This is a genomic window from Amycolatopsis sp. 2-15 (genome assembly GCF_030285625.1).
Classification (GTDB): Bacteria; Actinomycetota; Actinomycetes; order Mycobacteriales; family Pseudonocardiaceae; genus Amycolatopsis; species Amycolatopsis carbonis.
In genome coordinates, this window is the sequence record NZ_CP127294.1 from 4,597,650 (window position 1) to 4,611,994 (window position 14,345).

The window sequence follows — 14,345 nt, forward strand, 5'->3', positions numbered from 1 at the left end:
TTTCAGTCCTTGCCGGTGGTGAAGCCCGCAAGGAACAGCTGCAGCCACCGCGCTCGCACCGCCGGCTCGACGTCCGTCGGCGCCGTGAGGATGAGCAGGTAGAAGTCGTCGGCGGTCACGTCGTCCCGCAGCCGGCCGTCGCGCTGGGCGGCCTCGATCAACCGCGTCATCGCGACGCGGCTGCGGCTCTCCTGGTCGGGCGTGAGGTACTCGGCGCCGACGTTCTGTGCCGCAGCCTTGACCGCCCGGTCGGCGGCCGCCGCCTCGACAATGTCTCTCACGAGCGCCGAGATCGCGCTCATCGCGCCGGCCCCGCCCGCCACCCGCTCGGCCGCCGCCTCGATGGCTTCGGTGAGCAGTTCGCTGTGCTCGCCGATCACCGCCGTGACGAGGTCGGTTTTCGTCGGGAAGTGCCGGTACAACGTGCCCACGGCGACCCCCGCGGCCTCGGCGATCGTGTCCATCGGGACGTCGGGGCCGAGCCGGGTGATCTGCTCCCGCGCCGCGTCGAGGATCTTCGTGCGGTTGCGCACCGCGTCGGCACGCAGCGGGCGGGACGGCTCCATCGGTTCTCCGGGGTCAGCTCGCGAGTGCCCTCGTGATCAGGGTGTCGAAAGCGCGGTCGGGCAGGGCGCGGCGCAGGAAAATCAAGGGCTTCGCGCCGAAACCCGCAGCGTAACGTGTGCGCGGGCGCCGAGCCGTCGCCGCCTTGGCAACGGTCTTCGCGATCACGGACGGCGGGGACATCATCCGCGCGTTGAGGCCCGAGTTCATGCCCTTCGCCAGCTTCCCGACCAGGTTCGAATGCGCGCCTTCGCCGGAGACCTCCGTCATGTGGTCCACGGCGATGGTGCCCCACTCCGTCGCGATCCCACCGGGCTCGACCACGACCACGTCGATCCCGAAGGGCCGCACCTCCATTCGCAGCGCGTCGGAGAACCCCTCCAGGGCGAACTTCGTGCCGTGGTACCAGGCGCCCAGCGGGGTGTGGATCTTGCCGCTTAATCGAGGAGATGTTCACGATCCGGCCCGAGCGCTGCGCTCGCATCACGGGCAGCACGAGCTGGATCAGCCGCGCGGCGCCGAAGACGTTCACCTCGAACTGGTAGCGGGCTTCCGACAAAGGCACGTCTTCGACGGCGCCATACGAGCCGTAGCCGGCGTTGTTCACCAGCAGATCGATCCGGCCGGACTCCGCGACGATCGCCGCCACGACCTTCTCCACGGACTCCTCGTCCGTCACGTCCAGCGCGAGCGTCTGCACCCCACGTTCGGCCAGGCCCGCCATCCGCGCCACCCTTCGCGCGGCGCCGTAGACCGTGTAGCCACGCTCCAGCAGCTCTCGCGCGGTGGACTCTCCGATACCCGACGACGCGCCCGTGACCAGGGCGACCTTGGCGGCCATGACCACCACCTCCTGAAAGTGAACTGAGACTCAGGTTTATCATGAGTCATAGTTCACTTTCAACCGGGCGGATTCCACCGGAGTCGTTACCGGCAGCGTCACCGTCGACGGCGGCGAACGAGTGGTGCTCGTGCGTCACCACCCAGCGGCCGTGGTCCTTGCGCAGGCCGATGGTCAATCGCAGGCGGTGGCCCGGTGGATCAGCAGGGGTGCCGCAGCGCAGGAGTGCCCAGGCGAACGCCACGTCGTCGCCCGCGGTCACGTCGAGCTCCAGGATGGTGAAGGTCGCGCCTTCCGCCTGCCAGACGAAAAACGGCGGCCAGGTCTCGCGGTACGCATCGATCCCTCGGACACCTTCGTGGGGCGGCGGGACGTCGAACATCACGATGTCGTCGGAGTGGCCCGCGAGGACGCCGTCGAGATTTCCCGTGTGGACGGCAGTGGCCCAGTTTTCGATCAGGGCGCGGATCTCGGTTTCGTTCGTCATGGTGGAGCCCTTCCTGTGGAGCGCCGTCGAGGGCGGCGATGGGCGACAGCATGGCATCGCGGGTCGACCGGAACCGGCGTTCCGGCGTCGCGGAGGCCGAGTTATCCACAAGGGGTGAGTTATCCACAGGTTGCCGGATTGGGCCTGGTGGCCGATGTCGATCAGCGCCTAGCGTCGCACGTGTGTTCGAGCAGACCGCCCGTGATCCGGGCACTCCCGTGAACGCCAGGCTCGCCTGGCTGGCCGACCAGCTGGCGGCGGGCCCACGCACCGTCGGGCCCGGCGGCCGGCTGGTCCGGCGCTGGCTGCCCGGCGGCGCCGACCCGGCCCACCCCGGTCTGCCCGGCGTGCTGAAAAGCCCGCGAGTCCTCGTCGCGCTGGGGCTCGTGGTCGTGGCCGTGCTGATCGCCGCGGGGTTCGCGGTGTTCAGCGGGGCGCCCGCGACGGAGGTGGCGCCGTCGCTGCCGAGCGCGAAGGCGCACCCTTCCGTTGCGGCACCGGCGTCTTCGACGTCCGCGAAGCTGGTGATCAGCGTGATCGGCCACGTCCGTGCGCCCGGCCTCGTCACCGTTCCGGCCGGCTCGCGCGTGGCCGACGCGGTGCGAGCCGCCGGTGGCGCGGACCCCGGCACCGATCTCTCCAGCCTGAACCTCGCCCGCAAGCTCACCGACGGCGACCAGCTCGCCGTCGGCATCACGGTCGCCTCCTCGGCCCCGGCGGGTGCCGGCGCGGCGCCGGGCAAGCTCGACCTCAACTCGGCCACGCCTGAACAGCTCGACACCCTGCCCGGCGTCGGCGAGGTCACCGCCGGCCGCATCATCGACTGGCGCACCCAGCACGGCGGCTTCTCCAGCGTCGAACAACTTCGTGATGTCGAAGGCATCGGCGAAAGCAAGTTCGAGAAGCTGCGCGAGCAGGTGACAGTCGGATGATGTTCGTCCGGTCGGAGGCCGCTCCGTCGTGGCGTGACCACGACCTTCGGCTCGTCCCGGCAGCACTGGCGGCCTGGGGCGGCACCCTGGCGGGACTGCGGCTCGGGTGGTGGGCGGCCGAGGTTTTCGGGGTTGTGGCGGCGGTTTTGTCGGCCGTGTTGCTCGCGCGGCGGCGTGGGCGGTGGCTCGGAGCGGCCGGCGCGTTGTTGGTGCTGGGGCTCGTGGTGGCGTTGCCGACGGCGTGGCGCATCAGGGGAGCGGAGCAGGACGCACTCGGCCAAGCCGCAGCGCACGGGGTGACCGCCACGATCCGCGTCGAGGTCACCGAGCGACCGCGGCCGATCCACAGTGCCGGTTACGCCGATCAGCAGGCGGGCACGCGATCAGTGGCCATCGACGCCAAGGTGGAATCGGCCACTGTGGACGGTCGGCCGGTGGAGTCCACCGGCCGGGTCCTGCTGCTCGCGCCGGTCGCCGCGTGGGGTGCTCTCCTGCCGGGCCAGGAGGTCACGGCGTCGGGCCGCCTGGCGCCGGCGCGCGGGGGTGAGCTGACGGCGGCGGTCGTCTACCTGCAGGGCGCTCCGGTCGGGGTCACGCGGGCGCCGTGGTGGCAGCGGGTGGCCGCGACGTTGCGGGCGGGGCTGCACGACATGTGCGCGGTGTTGCCGGAGGAACCGGCGGGGCTGCTGCCCGGTCTGGTCTTGGGTGACACGAGTGCGTTGCCAGAGGAGGTGGAGCAGGAGTTCACGGAGTCGGGGCTCACGCACTTGATGGCTGTGAGCGGCGGAAATCTGGCGATCCTTTGCGGCTCCGTTTTGCTGTTGTGCCGGTTGCTGCGCGTCGGGCCGCGGCTGTCGGCTGTCGCGGCGGGATTGTGCTTGGGCGGCTTCCTGATTCTCGTCGGCCCGGCGCCGAGTGTCCTGCGGGCCGGGGTGATGGGCGGGGTGGCGCTGCTGGCGCTGGCGATGGGCCGTCGTGGATCCGCGTTGCCGGCGCTGGCGTTCTCGGTGTGCGTGCTCGTCGCGTGGGATCCGGTGATGGCGGCGGACTTCGGGTTCGCACTGTCGGTGTTCGCGACCGCGGGGCTGGTGCTGCTGGCGCCGCGGTGGGCGGATTCGCTGGTGCGCCGGGGGATTCCGCCGGGGTACGCGGAAGGGATCGCGGTGCCGCTGGCGGCGTTCGTGGTCACCGCGCCGGTGATCGCGGGCATGGCGGGCACGGTGAGCCTCGTGTCGGTGGTGACCAACGTGCTGGCGGCGCCCGTCGTCGCGCCGGTCACGGTGCTCGGGGTGCTGGCCACGGTGGTCGGGCCGTGGTGGCCCGGCGCCGGGCACGTGCTGGTGCACCTGGCCGATCCGGAGGCTCGCTGGCTGATCACCGTGGCGCGGCACGGCGCTCGTGCGCCGGGTGCGGTGCTCACGTGGCCGGGCGGCTGGTGGGGCGGGGTGTGTGCGGCCGGGGTGCTGCTCGTGGTGGTGGTCGCGTTCCGGTTCCGGCGCGCGCGGCTGGTGGTGGCGATGGGGCTGGTGGCGGTGCTGCTGATCGTGGTACCGCCGCGGGTGCTCTCGCCCGGCTGGCCGCCGAAGGGCTGGGCGATGGTGGAGTGCGACGTCGGCCAAGGTGATGCCGTGGTGCTGGCCACGGCGGAGCCCGGGCGGGCGGTGGTCGTGGACACCGGGCCGGAGCCGGGGCCGGTGGACGAGTGCCTGCGGCGGCTCGGCGTGGAGCGGATCCCGCTGCTGGTGCTCAGCCACCTGCACGCCGACCACATCGGCGGGCTGTCGTCGGTGTTCGACGGCCGGGCCGTGGGAGCGATCGCCGTGGGGCCTGGGCGGGCGCCGGCGTGGGCGTGGCAGCAGGTGTCGCAGGAGGCGGCGACGCACCACGTGCCGCTGCTGGAGCTGAGCGACCGGCAGCGGCTCGACTGGCCGGGGCTGTCGCTCGATGTGCTCGGGCCGCGCTACGTCACGGCACGTGCCGCCGCCTTGCAGGACGGCACGATGATCAACAACAGTTCCGTGGTGCTTCGTGCGACCACGGCGGCGGGGAGGGTGCTGCTGACCGGAGACGTGGAACTGGCCGCGCAGGCCGACCTGCTGGCCGAAGGGGTGGACCTGCACGCCGACGTGCTGAAAGTTCCCCACCACGGCTCGCGCTACTCGTTGCCCCAGTTCCTCGAGGCGGTGGAGGCGCGGGCGGCAATGATCAGCGTGGGCGCGGGCAACAGCTACGGGCACCCGGCGAAGTCCACAGTGGACGTGCTGGGCACGTTGGGTGTGCTCGTGACGCGAACCGATGTGGACGGTGACACAGCCGTGCTGCCCGGTAACGGCGGGCCGGCGGTGGCGCGCCGGGGTGAGCCGCGCGGGCCGCCCCGCTAGGGGAGCGGCCCGCGGGCCCGGCGGTCAGAGGCCGAGGGCCTTGCTCACGGCCTCGGCTGACGGGGGCACGGTCGCCTTCGGGCCGATGCGGCCTTCGAGCGCGTCGAGCGTCTTGAGGCCGTCGCCGGTGATGAGCAGCACGGTGTCGGCCTCGGGGTCGAGCTTGCCGGTCTCGATGAGCTTCTTCGCGGTCGCGACGGTGACGCCGCCGGCGGTCTCGGTGAAGATGCCTTCGGTGCGCGCGAGCAGCCGGATGCCCTCCACGACCTCCTCGTCGCTCACGTCCTCGATCGCACCGCCGGTGCGGTTGACGACGTCGAGAACGTAGGGGCCGTCGGCGGGGTTGCCGATCGCGAGCGAGCGGGCGATGGTGTCGGGCTTCACGGGCTGGACCACGTCGTGGCCGGCGCGGAAGGCGGCCGAGACGGGGGAGCAGCCGGTGGCCTGCGCGCCGAAGACCTTGTAGGGGCTGGCTTCCACGAGGCCGAGCTGGCCGAGCTCGCGGAAACCCTTGTCCACCTTGGTCAGCTGCGAGCCCGAGGCGATCGGCACCACGATCTGCTCTGGCAGGCGCCAGCCGAGCTGCTCGGCGACCTCGTAGCCGAGCGTCTTGGAGCCTTCGGAGTAGTAGGGGCGCACGTTGACGTTGACGAACGCCCACGTCGGGTGCTCGCCGGCGAGCTGGGTGGCGAGGCGGTTGACGTCGTCGTAGTTGCCGTCGACGGCGATCAGATCACCGTCGTAGACCGCGGTGGTGAGAATCTTGGCGCGCTCGAGCGACTTCGGGATCAGCACGACCGACCGCCAGCCGGCGCGGGCCGCGGCGGCGGCCGTCGCGTTGGCCAGGTTGCCGGTCGAGGGACACGCGAGGACCTCGAAGCCGAACTCGCGGGCCGCGGCCAGCGCGACGGCGACCACGCGGTCCTTGAAGGAGTGCGTGGGGTTGCCGGTGTCGTCCTTGACCCACAGGGACTTCAGGCCCAGCGCCTTGGCGAGGCGGTCGGCCTTCACCAGGCGGGTGGCGCCGGGTTCGGTGTTCGGGATCTCCTCGACGGTCGAGGGGACGGGAAGGAGCTTCTTGTAGCGCCAGATGTTCTTGGGGCCGGCCTCGATGTCTTCGCGGCGCACGCGGCCGAAGTCGTAGGCGACCTCGAGCGGCGAGAAGTCCTCCGCGGACACGAACTCCGGGGCGAGCGGCTGCCGGTGGCCCTCTTCCTTCGACACCAGTTCGACGGCCGGACCGAGGTCCAGGGTCTTCTTGGTGGAGGTCGTGCCGAGGGTAACGGTCATCGCGAGGTTCCTTTCCTCATCTGCCCCGCAAAACGCGGGCCGGAATTGGCACCGTGGTCGTCAGCTATCCCGCAAATTCGGGAAGACAGGCTGTACGCCGGTTGCCGGGGCTTCGTCGGGCCGTTCCCTCTGCCCCTCTGGATGAGCGGTGTTCAGTTGTCGGCGCGCCGCTGCGAATCTGGTGGAGCTGGGCGCCGCCTCGGGTACACCGTACGACATGGCGATCACCTCATGCCACGGTGGCGGCGCACATCACCGGAGCGAGCCCGGGGCCGGGCGGGTGAGAAGATGGCGGAGTGACCACCGCACCCGCGCCGCTCCACCTCGTCCTCGGTGAGGAAGAACTGCTCATCGAGCGGGCTGTCCGCGCGTCGCTGGACGCCGCGCGGGCCGTGGACTCGACGGCCGAGATGACGCGCAACCGGGTGTCGGAACTCACACCGCCTGTGCTCGCCGAGCTGGTGAGTCCTTCGCTGTTCAGCGAGGGGCGGGTCATCGTGCTCGACTCCGCGCAGGACATCTCGCAGGAGCTGGCGGACGCGGTGATGGCGTACCTCAAGGCGCCCGCCGACGGGATCGTGCTCGTGGTCGTGCACAACGGCGGCGGCCGCAGCAAAGCGGCCAAGGCGCTGCCGGCGGCGCTGAAAAAGGCGGGCGCGGAGATCACCGAGTGCCCGAAGCTGACGAAGCCCGCCGATCGGGAGTCGTTCGTGCGCAACGAGGTGCGCCGCGTGGGCGGCAAGATCGACGCCGCGGGCGTGATGGCGCTGATGGACACCGTCGGCTCCGACCTGCGCGAGCTCTCCTCCGCGGCGACGCAGCTCGTCGCTGACACCGGCGGTGTGATCGACGAGCAGGCCGTGCGCCGCTACCACACCGGCCGCGCCGACGTGACCGGCTTCGCCGTGGCGGAGAAGGCCGTGGGCGGCGACCGCGCGGCGGCCCTGGAGTCGCTGCGCTGGGCCATGCAGCTGGGCGTGCCGCACGTCCTGGTCGCCGACGCCCTCGCCGACGCAGTCCGCACGATCGCCCGCGTCTCCGCCGCCGGCCGCGGCAACCCGAACCAGATGGCCGGCGAGCTGGGCATGCCGCCGTGGAAGATCCGCAAGGCGCAGGGCCAGTCGCGCGGCTGGGGCCAGGACGGCCTCGCCACCGCGATGCGCGTGGTCGCCCGTCTGAACGCCGAGGTCAAGGGCGTAGCGGCCGACGCGGACTACGCCCTGGAACGCGCGGTCGTCGAGGTCGTCGCCGCCAAGGGCGAACGCTGACCCCTGCCACCCGGGAGTCCGAGCCACCCAACGGCGAGGCCGAACCCGCCGTACCGGGGCGCCGGGGCGCGATTGACCTTGCGCCGCGATCGACACCGCGCCGCGATCGACCTTGCGCCGCGATTACCCTGCGCCGCGACTGACCCTGGGCCGCGACCGACCTGGGGCCGGCGCGCAGTGGCGAGGTGCGTGAAACGAAGCCACCGCTGGGGTGGGCCTGCGTGTGGTGCGGTCGGCGCGCACGGGGCCTGCTGTGGCGAGAGGTGACCTGGAAGGCCACCTGCCGCGCACATATCGCGAGGCCAGGCGCCGGTGGACTGGCCGCCGACCGGCCTTCTCAGTACCCGGGCCTGGCGGGCAGGCCGTCGCCGGGGATGCGGGGGAGCGCACGAAAAAGCCCGGCGACCAGGCGGTCACCGGGCTTTTCCAGGTCTGGCAGGGTGCTGCTGCGATCAGCTCAGAGCTGGTTCACGCGCTTCGCGAGAGCCGACTTCTTGTTGGCGGCCTGGTTGGCGTGGATGACGCCCTTGGTGACGGCCTTGTCGAGCTTGCGGGCGGCGTCGCGCTGGAGTTCGAGGGCCTTGGTCTTGTCGCCGGAGTCGGCGGCCTCACGGAACTTGCGGATCGCGGTCTTCACCGAGGAGCGGATCGCCAGGTTGCGCTGACGGGCCTTCTCGTTGGTGGTGATGCGCTTGATCTGGGACTTGATGTTGGCCATGAAGGCGTCCTGCTTTCGTCTCGGTGAAGGTCGCTGCCGCGTCGAAGTGGCTCCGGGCGCTTGGCGTGAAGACAAGCGCGGCCGGGTTTCCTCCCTGACGGAATGCCGCACGGCAACGACGGGAAAGCCTAACAGGCCAGCTCGCGGCCCCCTCGGGCGGCCCGGAGTGATCGGTTCGGCTACCGTGAAGACCGTAGTGCCTAGGGTTCCGCTGCCGGCCCGCGCGACACCCGCACCACCCGTGACACCGACAACCAGGGCCGGCGGGACAGGTCCGAGCGGCACCATCGGCGCGGCCCGACGCCCGCCGTTCATCTGACGGGACAAAAGCCTGGAGGACCCGGCCTTCCGCGTGCGCGGAAGACCCGAAGGGGTCCGGTGAACACCACAGCTCTGTCGTTCGTCCTCATCGCCGCCGTCGTGCACGCGGGGTGGAACCTCGCGGCCAAGCGCGTCACCTTCGGCGGGCCGAGGTTCGTGTGGCTGTACTACACCGTGTCGGCCGTGGTGCTGCTTCCCGTCGTCATCACCGCGCTCCTGGTCGAAAAGGAGCGTCCACAGTGGACGTGGCTGCTCGCCGCCGGGGTCACGGCCGTGCTGCACGTGGCGTACGGCACGGTGCTGCAGCGCGGGTACGCCGTCGGCGACCTGTCGATCGTCTACCCGCTCGCTCGCGGCACCGGGCCGCTGCTGTCGGTGCTGGCGGCGGTGCTCGTGCTGCACGAGCACCCCGGTGTGCTCGGCCTGGTCGGAGCGTTCCTCGTGGTGGCGGGCGTGCTGGTGATCAGCCTCGGCGGCAGCAAGGCCGACGTCAAAGCGCGCCGCGCCGGCGTGTTCTACGGCGTGCTCACCGGGGCGACCATCGCGGCCTACACGCTCTGGGACGCCCACTCCGTGACGACGCTCGCGGTGCCGCCACTCGTGTACTTCGGCGTCGGCGCGCTGGTGCAGAGCGTGCTGCTGGCGCCCGCGGCCCTGCGTGACCGGGCCGAGGTCGCGAAGCTGTGGCGCGAGCACCGGAAGGAGACGCTGATCGTCGGGCTCGCCTCGCCCGCGGCGTACCTGCTGGTGCTGTACGCGCTGAGGATGGCGCCGGTCAGCCTGGTCGCGCCGGCGCGGGAGCTGTCGATCGTGCTGGGCGGGCTCGCGGCGTGGTTCGTGCTCGGTGAGCGGAACGCGGCGCGCCGGCTGGTGGGCTCGCTGGTGGTGCTGGCCGGGATCGTCGCGATTGCGGTGGCCTGAGCCACTCGGGTAGGCAGGACGCATGGACGTATTGAGCAGCCGGGTGCTGATCCACCCGCGCGACCTGGAGGCCTCGACCGCGTTCTACCGGGACACGCTCGGGCTGGCGATCCAGCGCGAGTTCCCCGGTGGCACGGTCTTCTTCGCGGGCGGTGGTTCGATCGAGGTCGTGGGCGGCAACGACGCGACACCTTCGGCGGCCGTCGACCTGTGGCTGCAGGTCCGCGACCTGCCGGCGACGCTCGAGGAGCTGGCCGCGCGCGGCGTCGCGCCCGTCCGCGGGGCGCGCCGCGAGCCGTGGGGGCTCGACGAGGCCTGGCTCACCGACCCGGACGGCCTGCGCATCGTCCTGGTGCAGGTTCCGCCTGACCACCCGTTGCGGAGGGACTCCCGCTAGGGCTTGCGGGCCCGCAGCTGCGCCGCCAGGGCCGCGAAGCCCGGGGGCTCCCACGTCCACGTCTGCAGGTCGGTGAAGCCCGCTGCGGTGACCTCAGCGGCCAGATCGTGGCGGGGGACCGGCAGCCACTTCTCGTGCGCGGACAGCAGCAGCCGGCCGCCGGGGCGCAGCACGCGGAACAGCTCGGCGAAGCCGGCCGCGCGGTCGTCCCAGAGCTGGACGTTGTTGACGCTCAGGACCACGTCGACGGAAGCGTCGGCGCAGCCGGTCGACGAAGCGGCGCCGTCGCGCAGCTTCACGCGGTCGCCGCAGCGTTCACGGCATAAGGCCCGCATCTCGGCCGACGGTTCGACGCCGACGACCTCGCCCGCCAGGCGGCTCGCGGCGTCGAGGCCCACGCCTGGGCCGGGGCCCACGACCAGCACGGTTTCGTCGGGTTCCAGCCGGGCCAGGTCCACGAGCCGGTGCTCGGTGGCTGCGTTGGCGCGCGACATCAGCCGGCCGCCGACGCGGCCCAGCAGGCCGCTGGGGTGCCCGAACGCCCGGTCCAACGCGGTGTCGAAGGTCCCCGGGGGAGGGTGTGGAGTGCTCATCCTTCGAGGTCACCACGAGCCCGGCGCGCTCGCATCGGGGATGACCCCCAACCGCACCCGGAGGTCCATGGGACGATAGGAGGTGGCCATCCCCGACCTTTCCCGAGGACCACACGAGTGACAGCGCCCAAGACGTTCGCCGATACCACCTTCACGCCGCCGGAACTGATCCGCAACTTCTGCATCATCGCCCACATCGACCACGGCAAGTCGACGCTGGCGGACCGCATGCTGCAGCTCACCGGCGTCGTCGAGGAACGGGCGATGCGCGCGCAGTACCTCGACCGGATGGACATCGAGCGTGAGCGCGGCATCACGATCAAAGCCCAGAACGTCCGCCTGCCCTGGCAGGTCGACGGTCAGAACCACGTGCTGCACATGATCGACACGCCCGGCCACGTGGACTTCACCTACGAGGTCTCGCGCGCCCTGGAGGCGTGTGAAGGCGCGGTGCTGCTGGTCGACGCCGCGCAGGGCATCGAGGCGCAGACGCTGGCCAACCTCTACCTGGCGCTGGAGAACAACCTCCAGATCATCCCGGTCCTCAACAAGATCGACCTGCCCTCGGCCGACCCGGACAAGTACGCGGCCGAGCTCGCGCACATCATCGGCTGCGAGCCCACCGACGTGCTGCGGGTCTCAGCGAAGACGGGCGTCGGCGTCGGCGCGCTGCTCGACGAGGTCGTGCGCCAGGTCCCGGCGCCGGTCGGCGACGCGGACGCCCCGGCGCGGGCGATGATCTTCGACTCGGTCTACGACACCTACCGCGGCGTCGTCACCTACATCCGCGTGGTCGACGGCAAGATCACCCCGCGCGAGAAGATCCGCATGATGTCCACCGGCGCGACCCACGAGCTGCTCGAGGTCGGCATCATCTCGCCGGAGCCCAAGCCCAGCAAGGGCCTCGGCGTCGGCGAGGTGGGCTACCTGATCACCGGGGTGAAGGACGTCCGTCAGTCGAAGGTCGGTGACACCGTCACGTCCGAGCGGCACGGCGCCACCGAGCCGCTGGCCGGCTACCGCGAGCCGAAGCCGATGGTCTATTCGGGCCTGTACCCGGTCGACGGCTCCGACTACCCGGAGCTTCGTGAGGCGCTGGAGAAGCTGCAGCTCAACGACGCGGCGCTCGCCTACGAGCCGGAGACGTCCGTCGCGCTGGGCTTCGGCTTCCGTTGCGGCTTCCTCGGCCTGCTGCACCTGGAGATCACGCGCGACCGCCTGGAGCGCGAGTTCGGCCTCGACCTGATCTCCACCGCGCCCAACGTGGTCTACCGCGTGGTGCTGGAGGACCGCAGCGAGGTCGTGGTCACCAATCCGTCCGACTGGCCGACCGGGCTCAAGATCTCCGAGGTCCACGAGCCGGTGTCGAAGGTGAGCATCCTCGCGCCGAGCGAGTTCGTCGGCACGATCATGGAGCTGTGCCAGAGCAAGCGCGGTGTCCTGCTCGGCATGGACTACCTGTCCGAGGACCGCGTCGAGCTGCGCTACAACATCCCGCTCGCGGAGATCATCTTCGACTTCTTCGACACGCTGAAGTCGCGCACGCGCGGGTATGCCTCGCTCGACTACGAAGAGGCGGGCGACCAGGTTGCCGAGCTCGTGAAGGTCGACATCCTGCTGCAGGGCGAGACCGTGGACGCGTTCTCGGCGATCGTGCACAAGGACGCCGCCTACGGCTACGGCAACCGGATGGCCACGCGGCTGCGCGAGCTGATCCCGCGCCAGCAGTTCGAGGTACCGATCCAGGCGGCGATCGGCTCGCGCATCATCGCGCGCGAGACGATCCGCGCGATCCGCAAGGACGTGCTCGCCAAGTGCTACGGCGGTGACATCTCGCGTAAGCGCAAGCTGCTCGAGAAGCAGAAGGAAGGCAAGAAGCGCATGAAGACCGTCGGCCGGGTCGAGGTCCCGCAGGAGGCCTTCGTCGCGGCTCTGTCCACTGAGGACAGCGGCAAGGCCAAGAAGTAGCCGGCCGGCGAGCCCGCGCCGGACAGCACGGGCTCGCCGTCGGGTTTCAGCGGTTGCCGATGATCTTCTCGGCCGCCACGAACACCGCGACGCGGCGCTCCTCGGCCATCACGCGGTCGTACTCGGCCCAGTCGTCGTGGGTTCCGGTGGCGGCCTTGAAGACGTCGCGCAGCAACGTCGGCAGGCCGGCCGGGTCGAAGGCCGCGTCGGGGTCGTCGGGGCCGATGAGGTGGGTTTTCCCGGTCACCGACACCCAGTCCCAGCCACGGCGGAACGTGAGTGTCGCGTGGCCGGTGGTGCGCAGCAGCTTGAGCTTGTGGGCCCCGCCGATCGCCACGAGGGCGACGCCGGGTTTGCCGGTCACGGGGTCGTCGAAGACCCCGGCGTTGACGACGGACGAGTGCACCGTCCCGTCGGCGCGGGTGGTCGAGATGGTCGCGAGGCCGTTCTCCTGCAAGGACAGCGCGCGGACGTGCTCCAGATCGGCGGTCATGCCGCACACTAACGCCGTGGTGGGTGCGCGTCTTCCCGGCTCACCCCGCACTAGGCTCGGCGCATGTTCGATGACCTCGAGTTCCCCGTGATCGTGGCGCCGATGGCGGGCGGCCCCACGACACCTCAGCTCATCGCGGCGGTCACGGCCGCGGGCGGCTTCGGCTTCCTCGCCGCGGGGTACCTGTCGGCGGAGACGCTGGAGGCGAAGATCGCCCACACCGCCGACCTGACCGGCGGGAAGTTCGGCGTGAACCTGTTCGTGCCGGGCAGCCGTTCGACCGTGGACGTCACCGCCCACCGCGAGCGGATGCTCACCGAGGCCCTGCGCTACGGCGTCGAGCCGGGCGAGCCGAGCTGGGACGACGACGAGTACCCCGCGAAGCTCGACGCGGTCGTGCGCCACCGCGTGCCGCTGGTGTCGTTCACGTTCGGCGCGCCGACTTCCGCCGAGGTGCACCGGGTCCACGAGGCGGGCGGCAAGGTGGCGGTCACCGTCACCAACCCCGACGAAGCCGACCTCGCGGCGGCTCGGGGCGCCGACGCGCTCGTGGTGCAGGGCTTCGAAGCGGGCGGGCACCGCGGCTTGTTCACCGACGACGCGACAAACCCGGCCGGCGGTGAGCAGTACGGCCTGCTGGCCCTGCTACGCCTGATCTCCGCGCGCACGAGCCTGCCCCTGGTCGCCTCGGGCGGGCTGGTGCACGGCGCCGACGTGGCGGCCGTACTCGCGGCCGGGGCGTCGGCGGCCCAGCTGGGCACGGCCTTCCTGCAAACCCCGGAAGCCGGCACGCCGTCCGCGCAACGCCGGGCGCTCGCGGAGGCGGGCCGGCTGACGGCGTTCACCCGCGCCTTCAGCGGCCGTCCGGCGCGGGGCCTGGTCAACCGCGTGCTGAGCGACCTCTCGGCCCACGCGCCCGCCGCATACCCGCAGCTGCACCACATCAGCAAGCCCATCCGCGCGGCCGCCGCCCGCGCCGACGACCCCGAGGCGATGTCGCTGTGGGCCGGCCAGACCTACCCACTCGCCGACGACGGATCCGCCGCCTCGGTGATGGAACGCCTGCGCGCCGAGGCCAAGGCGGCCGCCGCCCGCCTCGACCGCCTGGGCTGACAACACCCCCGCGCCCCCTCCACCCCACCCCACCCCAATGCGGCGTTCGTTGCGTTGA

13 protein-coding genes, 1 pseudogene and 1 riboswitch are annotated in these 14,345 nt (G+C 71.4%); of the genes and pseudogenes, 7 read left to right on the forward strand and 7 right to left on the reverse strand.

From position 1 onward, the window contains the following. Positions 1-2: 2 nt before the first annotated feature. The 3 genes and pseudogenes from QRX50_RS22735 to QRX50_RS22745 all read right to left on the reverse strand — a co-directional run bounded on the left by QRX50_RS22735 (position 3) and on the right by QRX50_RS22745 (position 1,892). The gene (locus QRX50_RS22735; RefSeq protein WP_285973919.1) at positions 3-566 is read right to left on the reverse strand and encodes a TetR/AcrR family transcriptional regulator; all 564 of its coding nucleotides are present in this window, start codon (positions 564-566) and stop codon (positions 3-5) included. A 13-nt stretch (positions 567-579) separates the two neighbouring features. After that, a pseudogene (locus QRX50_RS50400) lies at positions 580-1,405 on the reverse strand (oxidoreductase). A gap of 46 nt (positions 1,406-1,451) precedes the next feature. Continuing rightward, positions 1,452-1,892, reverse strand: a complete 441-nt coding sequence (locus QRX50_RS22745; RefSeq protein ID WP_285973920.1) for a nuclear transport factor 2 family protein — start codon at positions 1,890-1,892, stop codon at positions 1,452-1,454. Between the two features lie 182 nt (positions 1,893-2,074). Here QRX50_RS22745 and QRX50_RS22750 point away from each other — a divergent pair, with 182 nt between their 5' ends. Both QRX50_RS22750 and QRX50_RS22755 read left to right on the forward strand, forming a co-directional pair. After that, complete coding sequence (locus QRX50_RS22750; protein ID WP_285973921.1) at positions 2,075-2,824, forward strand: ComEA family DNA-binding protein; 750 nt, start codon at positions 2,075-2,077, stop codon at positions 2,822-2,824. Continuing rightward, on the forward strand, positions 2,821-5,205 hold the full coding sequence (locus QRX50_RS22755; RefSeq protein ID WP_434533304.1) for a ComEC/Rec2 family competence protein: 2,385 nt from the start codon (positions 2,821-2,823) through the stop codon (positions 5,203-5,205). The genes QRX50_RS22750 and QRX50_RS22755 overlap by 4 nt, the downstream gene beginning before the upstream one ends. A gap of 24 nt (positions 5,206-5,229) precedes the next feature. On the opposite strand, the gene thrC is transcribed toward QRX50_RS22755, so the two are convergent. Beyond that, positions 5,230-6,495 carry a threonine synthase gene (thrC, locus tag QRX50_RS22760; RefSeq protein ID WP_285973922.1) on the reverse strand — a complete coding sequence of 422 codons (1,266 nt, stop codon included), beginning with the start codon at positions 6,493-6,495 and terminating at the stop codon, positions 5,230-5,232. 13 nt (positions 6,496-6,508) lie between these two features. Continuing rightward, positions 6,509-6,643: riboswitch (SAM riboswitch) on the reverse strand. A 148-nt stretch (positions 6,644-6,791) separates the two neighbouring features. Here thrC and holA point away from each other — a divergent pair. After that, entirely contained in the window at positions 6,792-7,763 is a 972-nt protein-coding gene (gene holA, locus QRX50_RS22765) for a DNA polymerase III subunit delta (protein ID WP_285973923.1), read from the forward strand. 457 nt (positions 7,764-8,220) lie between these two features. Here the strand turns inward: holA and rpsT are convergent, their stop codons facing one another. Next, positions 8,221-8,481, reverse strand: coding sequence for a 30S ribosomal protein S20 (gene rpsT, locus QRX50_RS22770; RefSeq protein ID WP_285973924.1), 261 nt, complete (start codon positions 8,479-8,481; stop codon positions 8,221-8,223). A gap of 378 nt (positions 8,482-8,859) precedes the next feature. On the opposite strand from rpsT, the gene QRX50_RS22775 reads away from it, so the two are divergent. Next, on the forward strand, positions 8,860-9,723 hold the full coding sequence (locus QRX50_RS22775; protein ID WP_285973925.1) for an EamA family transporter: 864 nt from the start codon (positions 8,860-8,862) through the stop codon (positions 9,721-9,723). A 22-nt stretch (positions 9,724-9,745) separates the two neighbouring features. Then, the gene (locus tag QRX50_RS22780) at positions 9,746-10,120 is read left to right on the forward strand and encodes a VOC family protein (protein WP_285973926.1); all 375 of its coding nucleotides are present in this window, start codon (positions 9,746-9,748) and stop codon (positions 10,118-10,120) included. Here the strand turns inward: QRX50_RS22780 and QRX50_RS22785 are convergent. Continuing rightward, positions 10,117-10,713: a class I SAM-dependent methyltransferase gene (locus QRX50_RS22785; RefSeq protein ID WP_285973927.1), complete on the reverse strand. Its 597-nt coding sequence runs from the start codon at positions 10,711-10,713 to the stop codon at positions 10,117-10,119. The two genes, QRX50_RS22780 and QRX50_RS22785, sit on opposite strands and share 4 nt — an antisense overlap. A 117-nt stretch (positions 10,714-10,830) precedes the next feature. On the opposite strand from QRX50_RS22785, the gene lepA reads away from it, so the two are divergent. After that, the gene (gene lepA / locus QRX50_RS22790; protein WP_285973928.1) at positions 10,831-12,681 is read left to right on the forward strand and encodes a translation elongation factor 4; all 1,851 of its coding nucleotides are present in this window, start codon (positions 10,831-10,833) and stop codon (positions 12,679-12,681) included. 46 nt (positions 12,682-12,727) lie between these two features. Here the strand turns inward: lepA and QRX50_RS22795 are convergent, their stop codons facing one another. Beyond that, positions 12,728-13,174, reverse strand: a complete 447-nt coding sequence (locus tag QRX50_RS22795; RefSeq protein ID WP_285973929.1) for a pyridoxamine 5'-phosphate oxidase family protein — start codon at positions 13,172-13,174, stop codon at positions 12,728-12,730. 63 nt (positions 13,175-13,237) lie between these two features. On the opposite strand from QRX50_RS22795, the gene QRX50_RS22800 reads away from it, so the two are divergent. Then, the gene (locus tag QRX50_RS22800) at positions 13,238-14,287 is read left to right on the forward strand and encodes an NAD(P)H-dependent flavin oxidoreductase (RefSeq protein ID WP_285973930.1); all 1,050 of its coding nucleotides are present in this window, start codon (positions 13,238-13,240) and stop codon (positions 14,285-14,287) included. Positions 14,288-14,345: the final 58 nt, after the last annotated feature.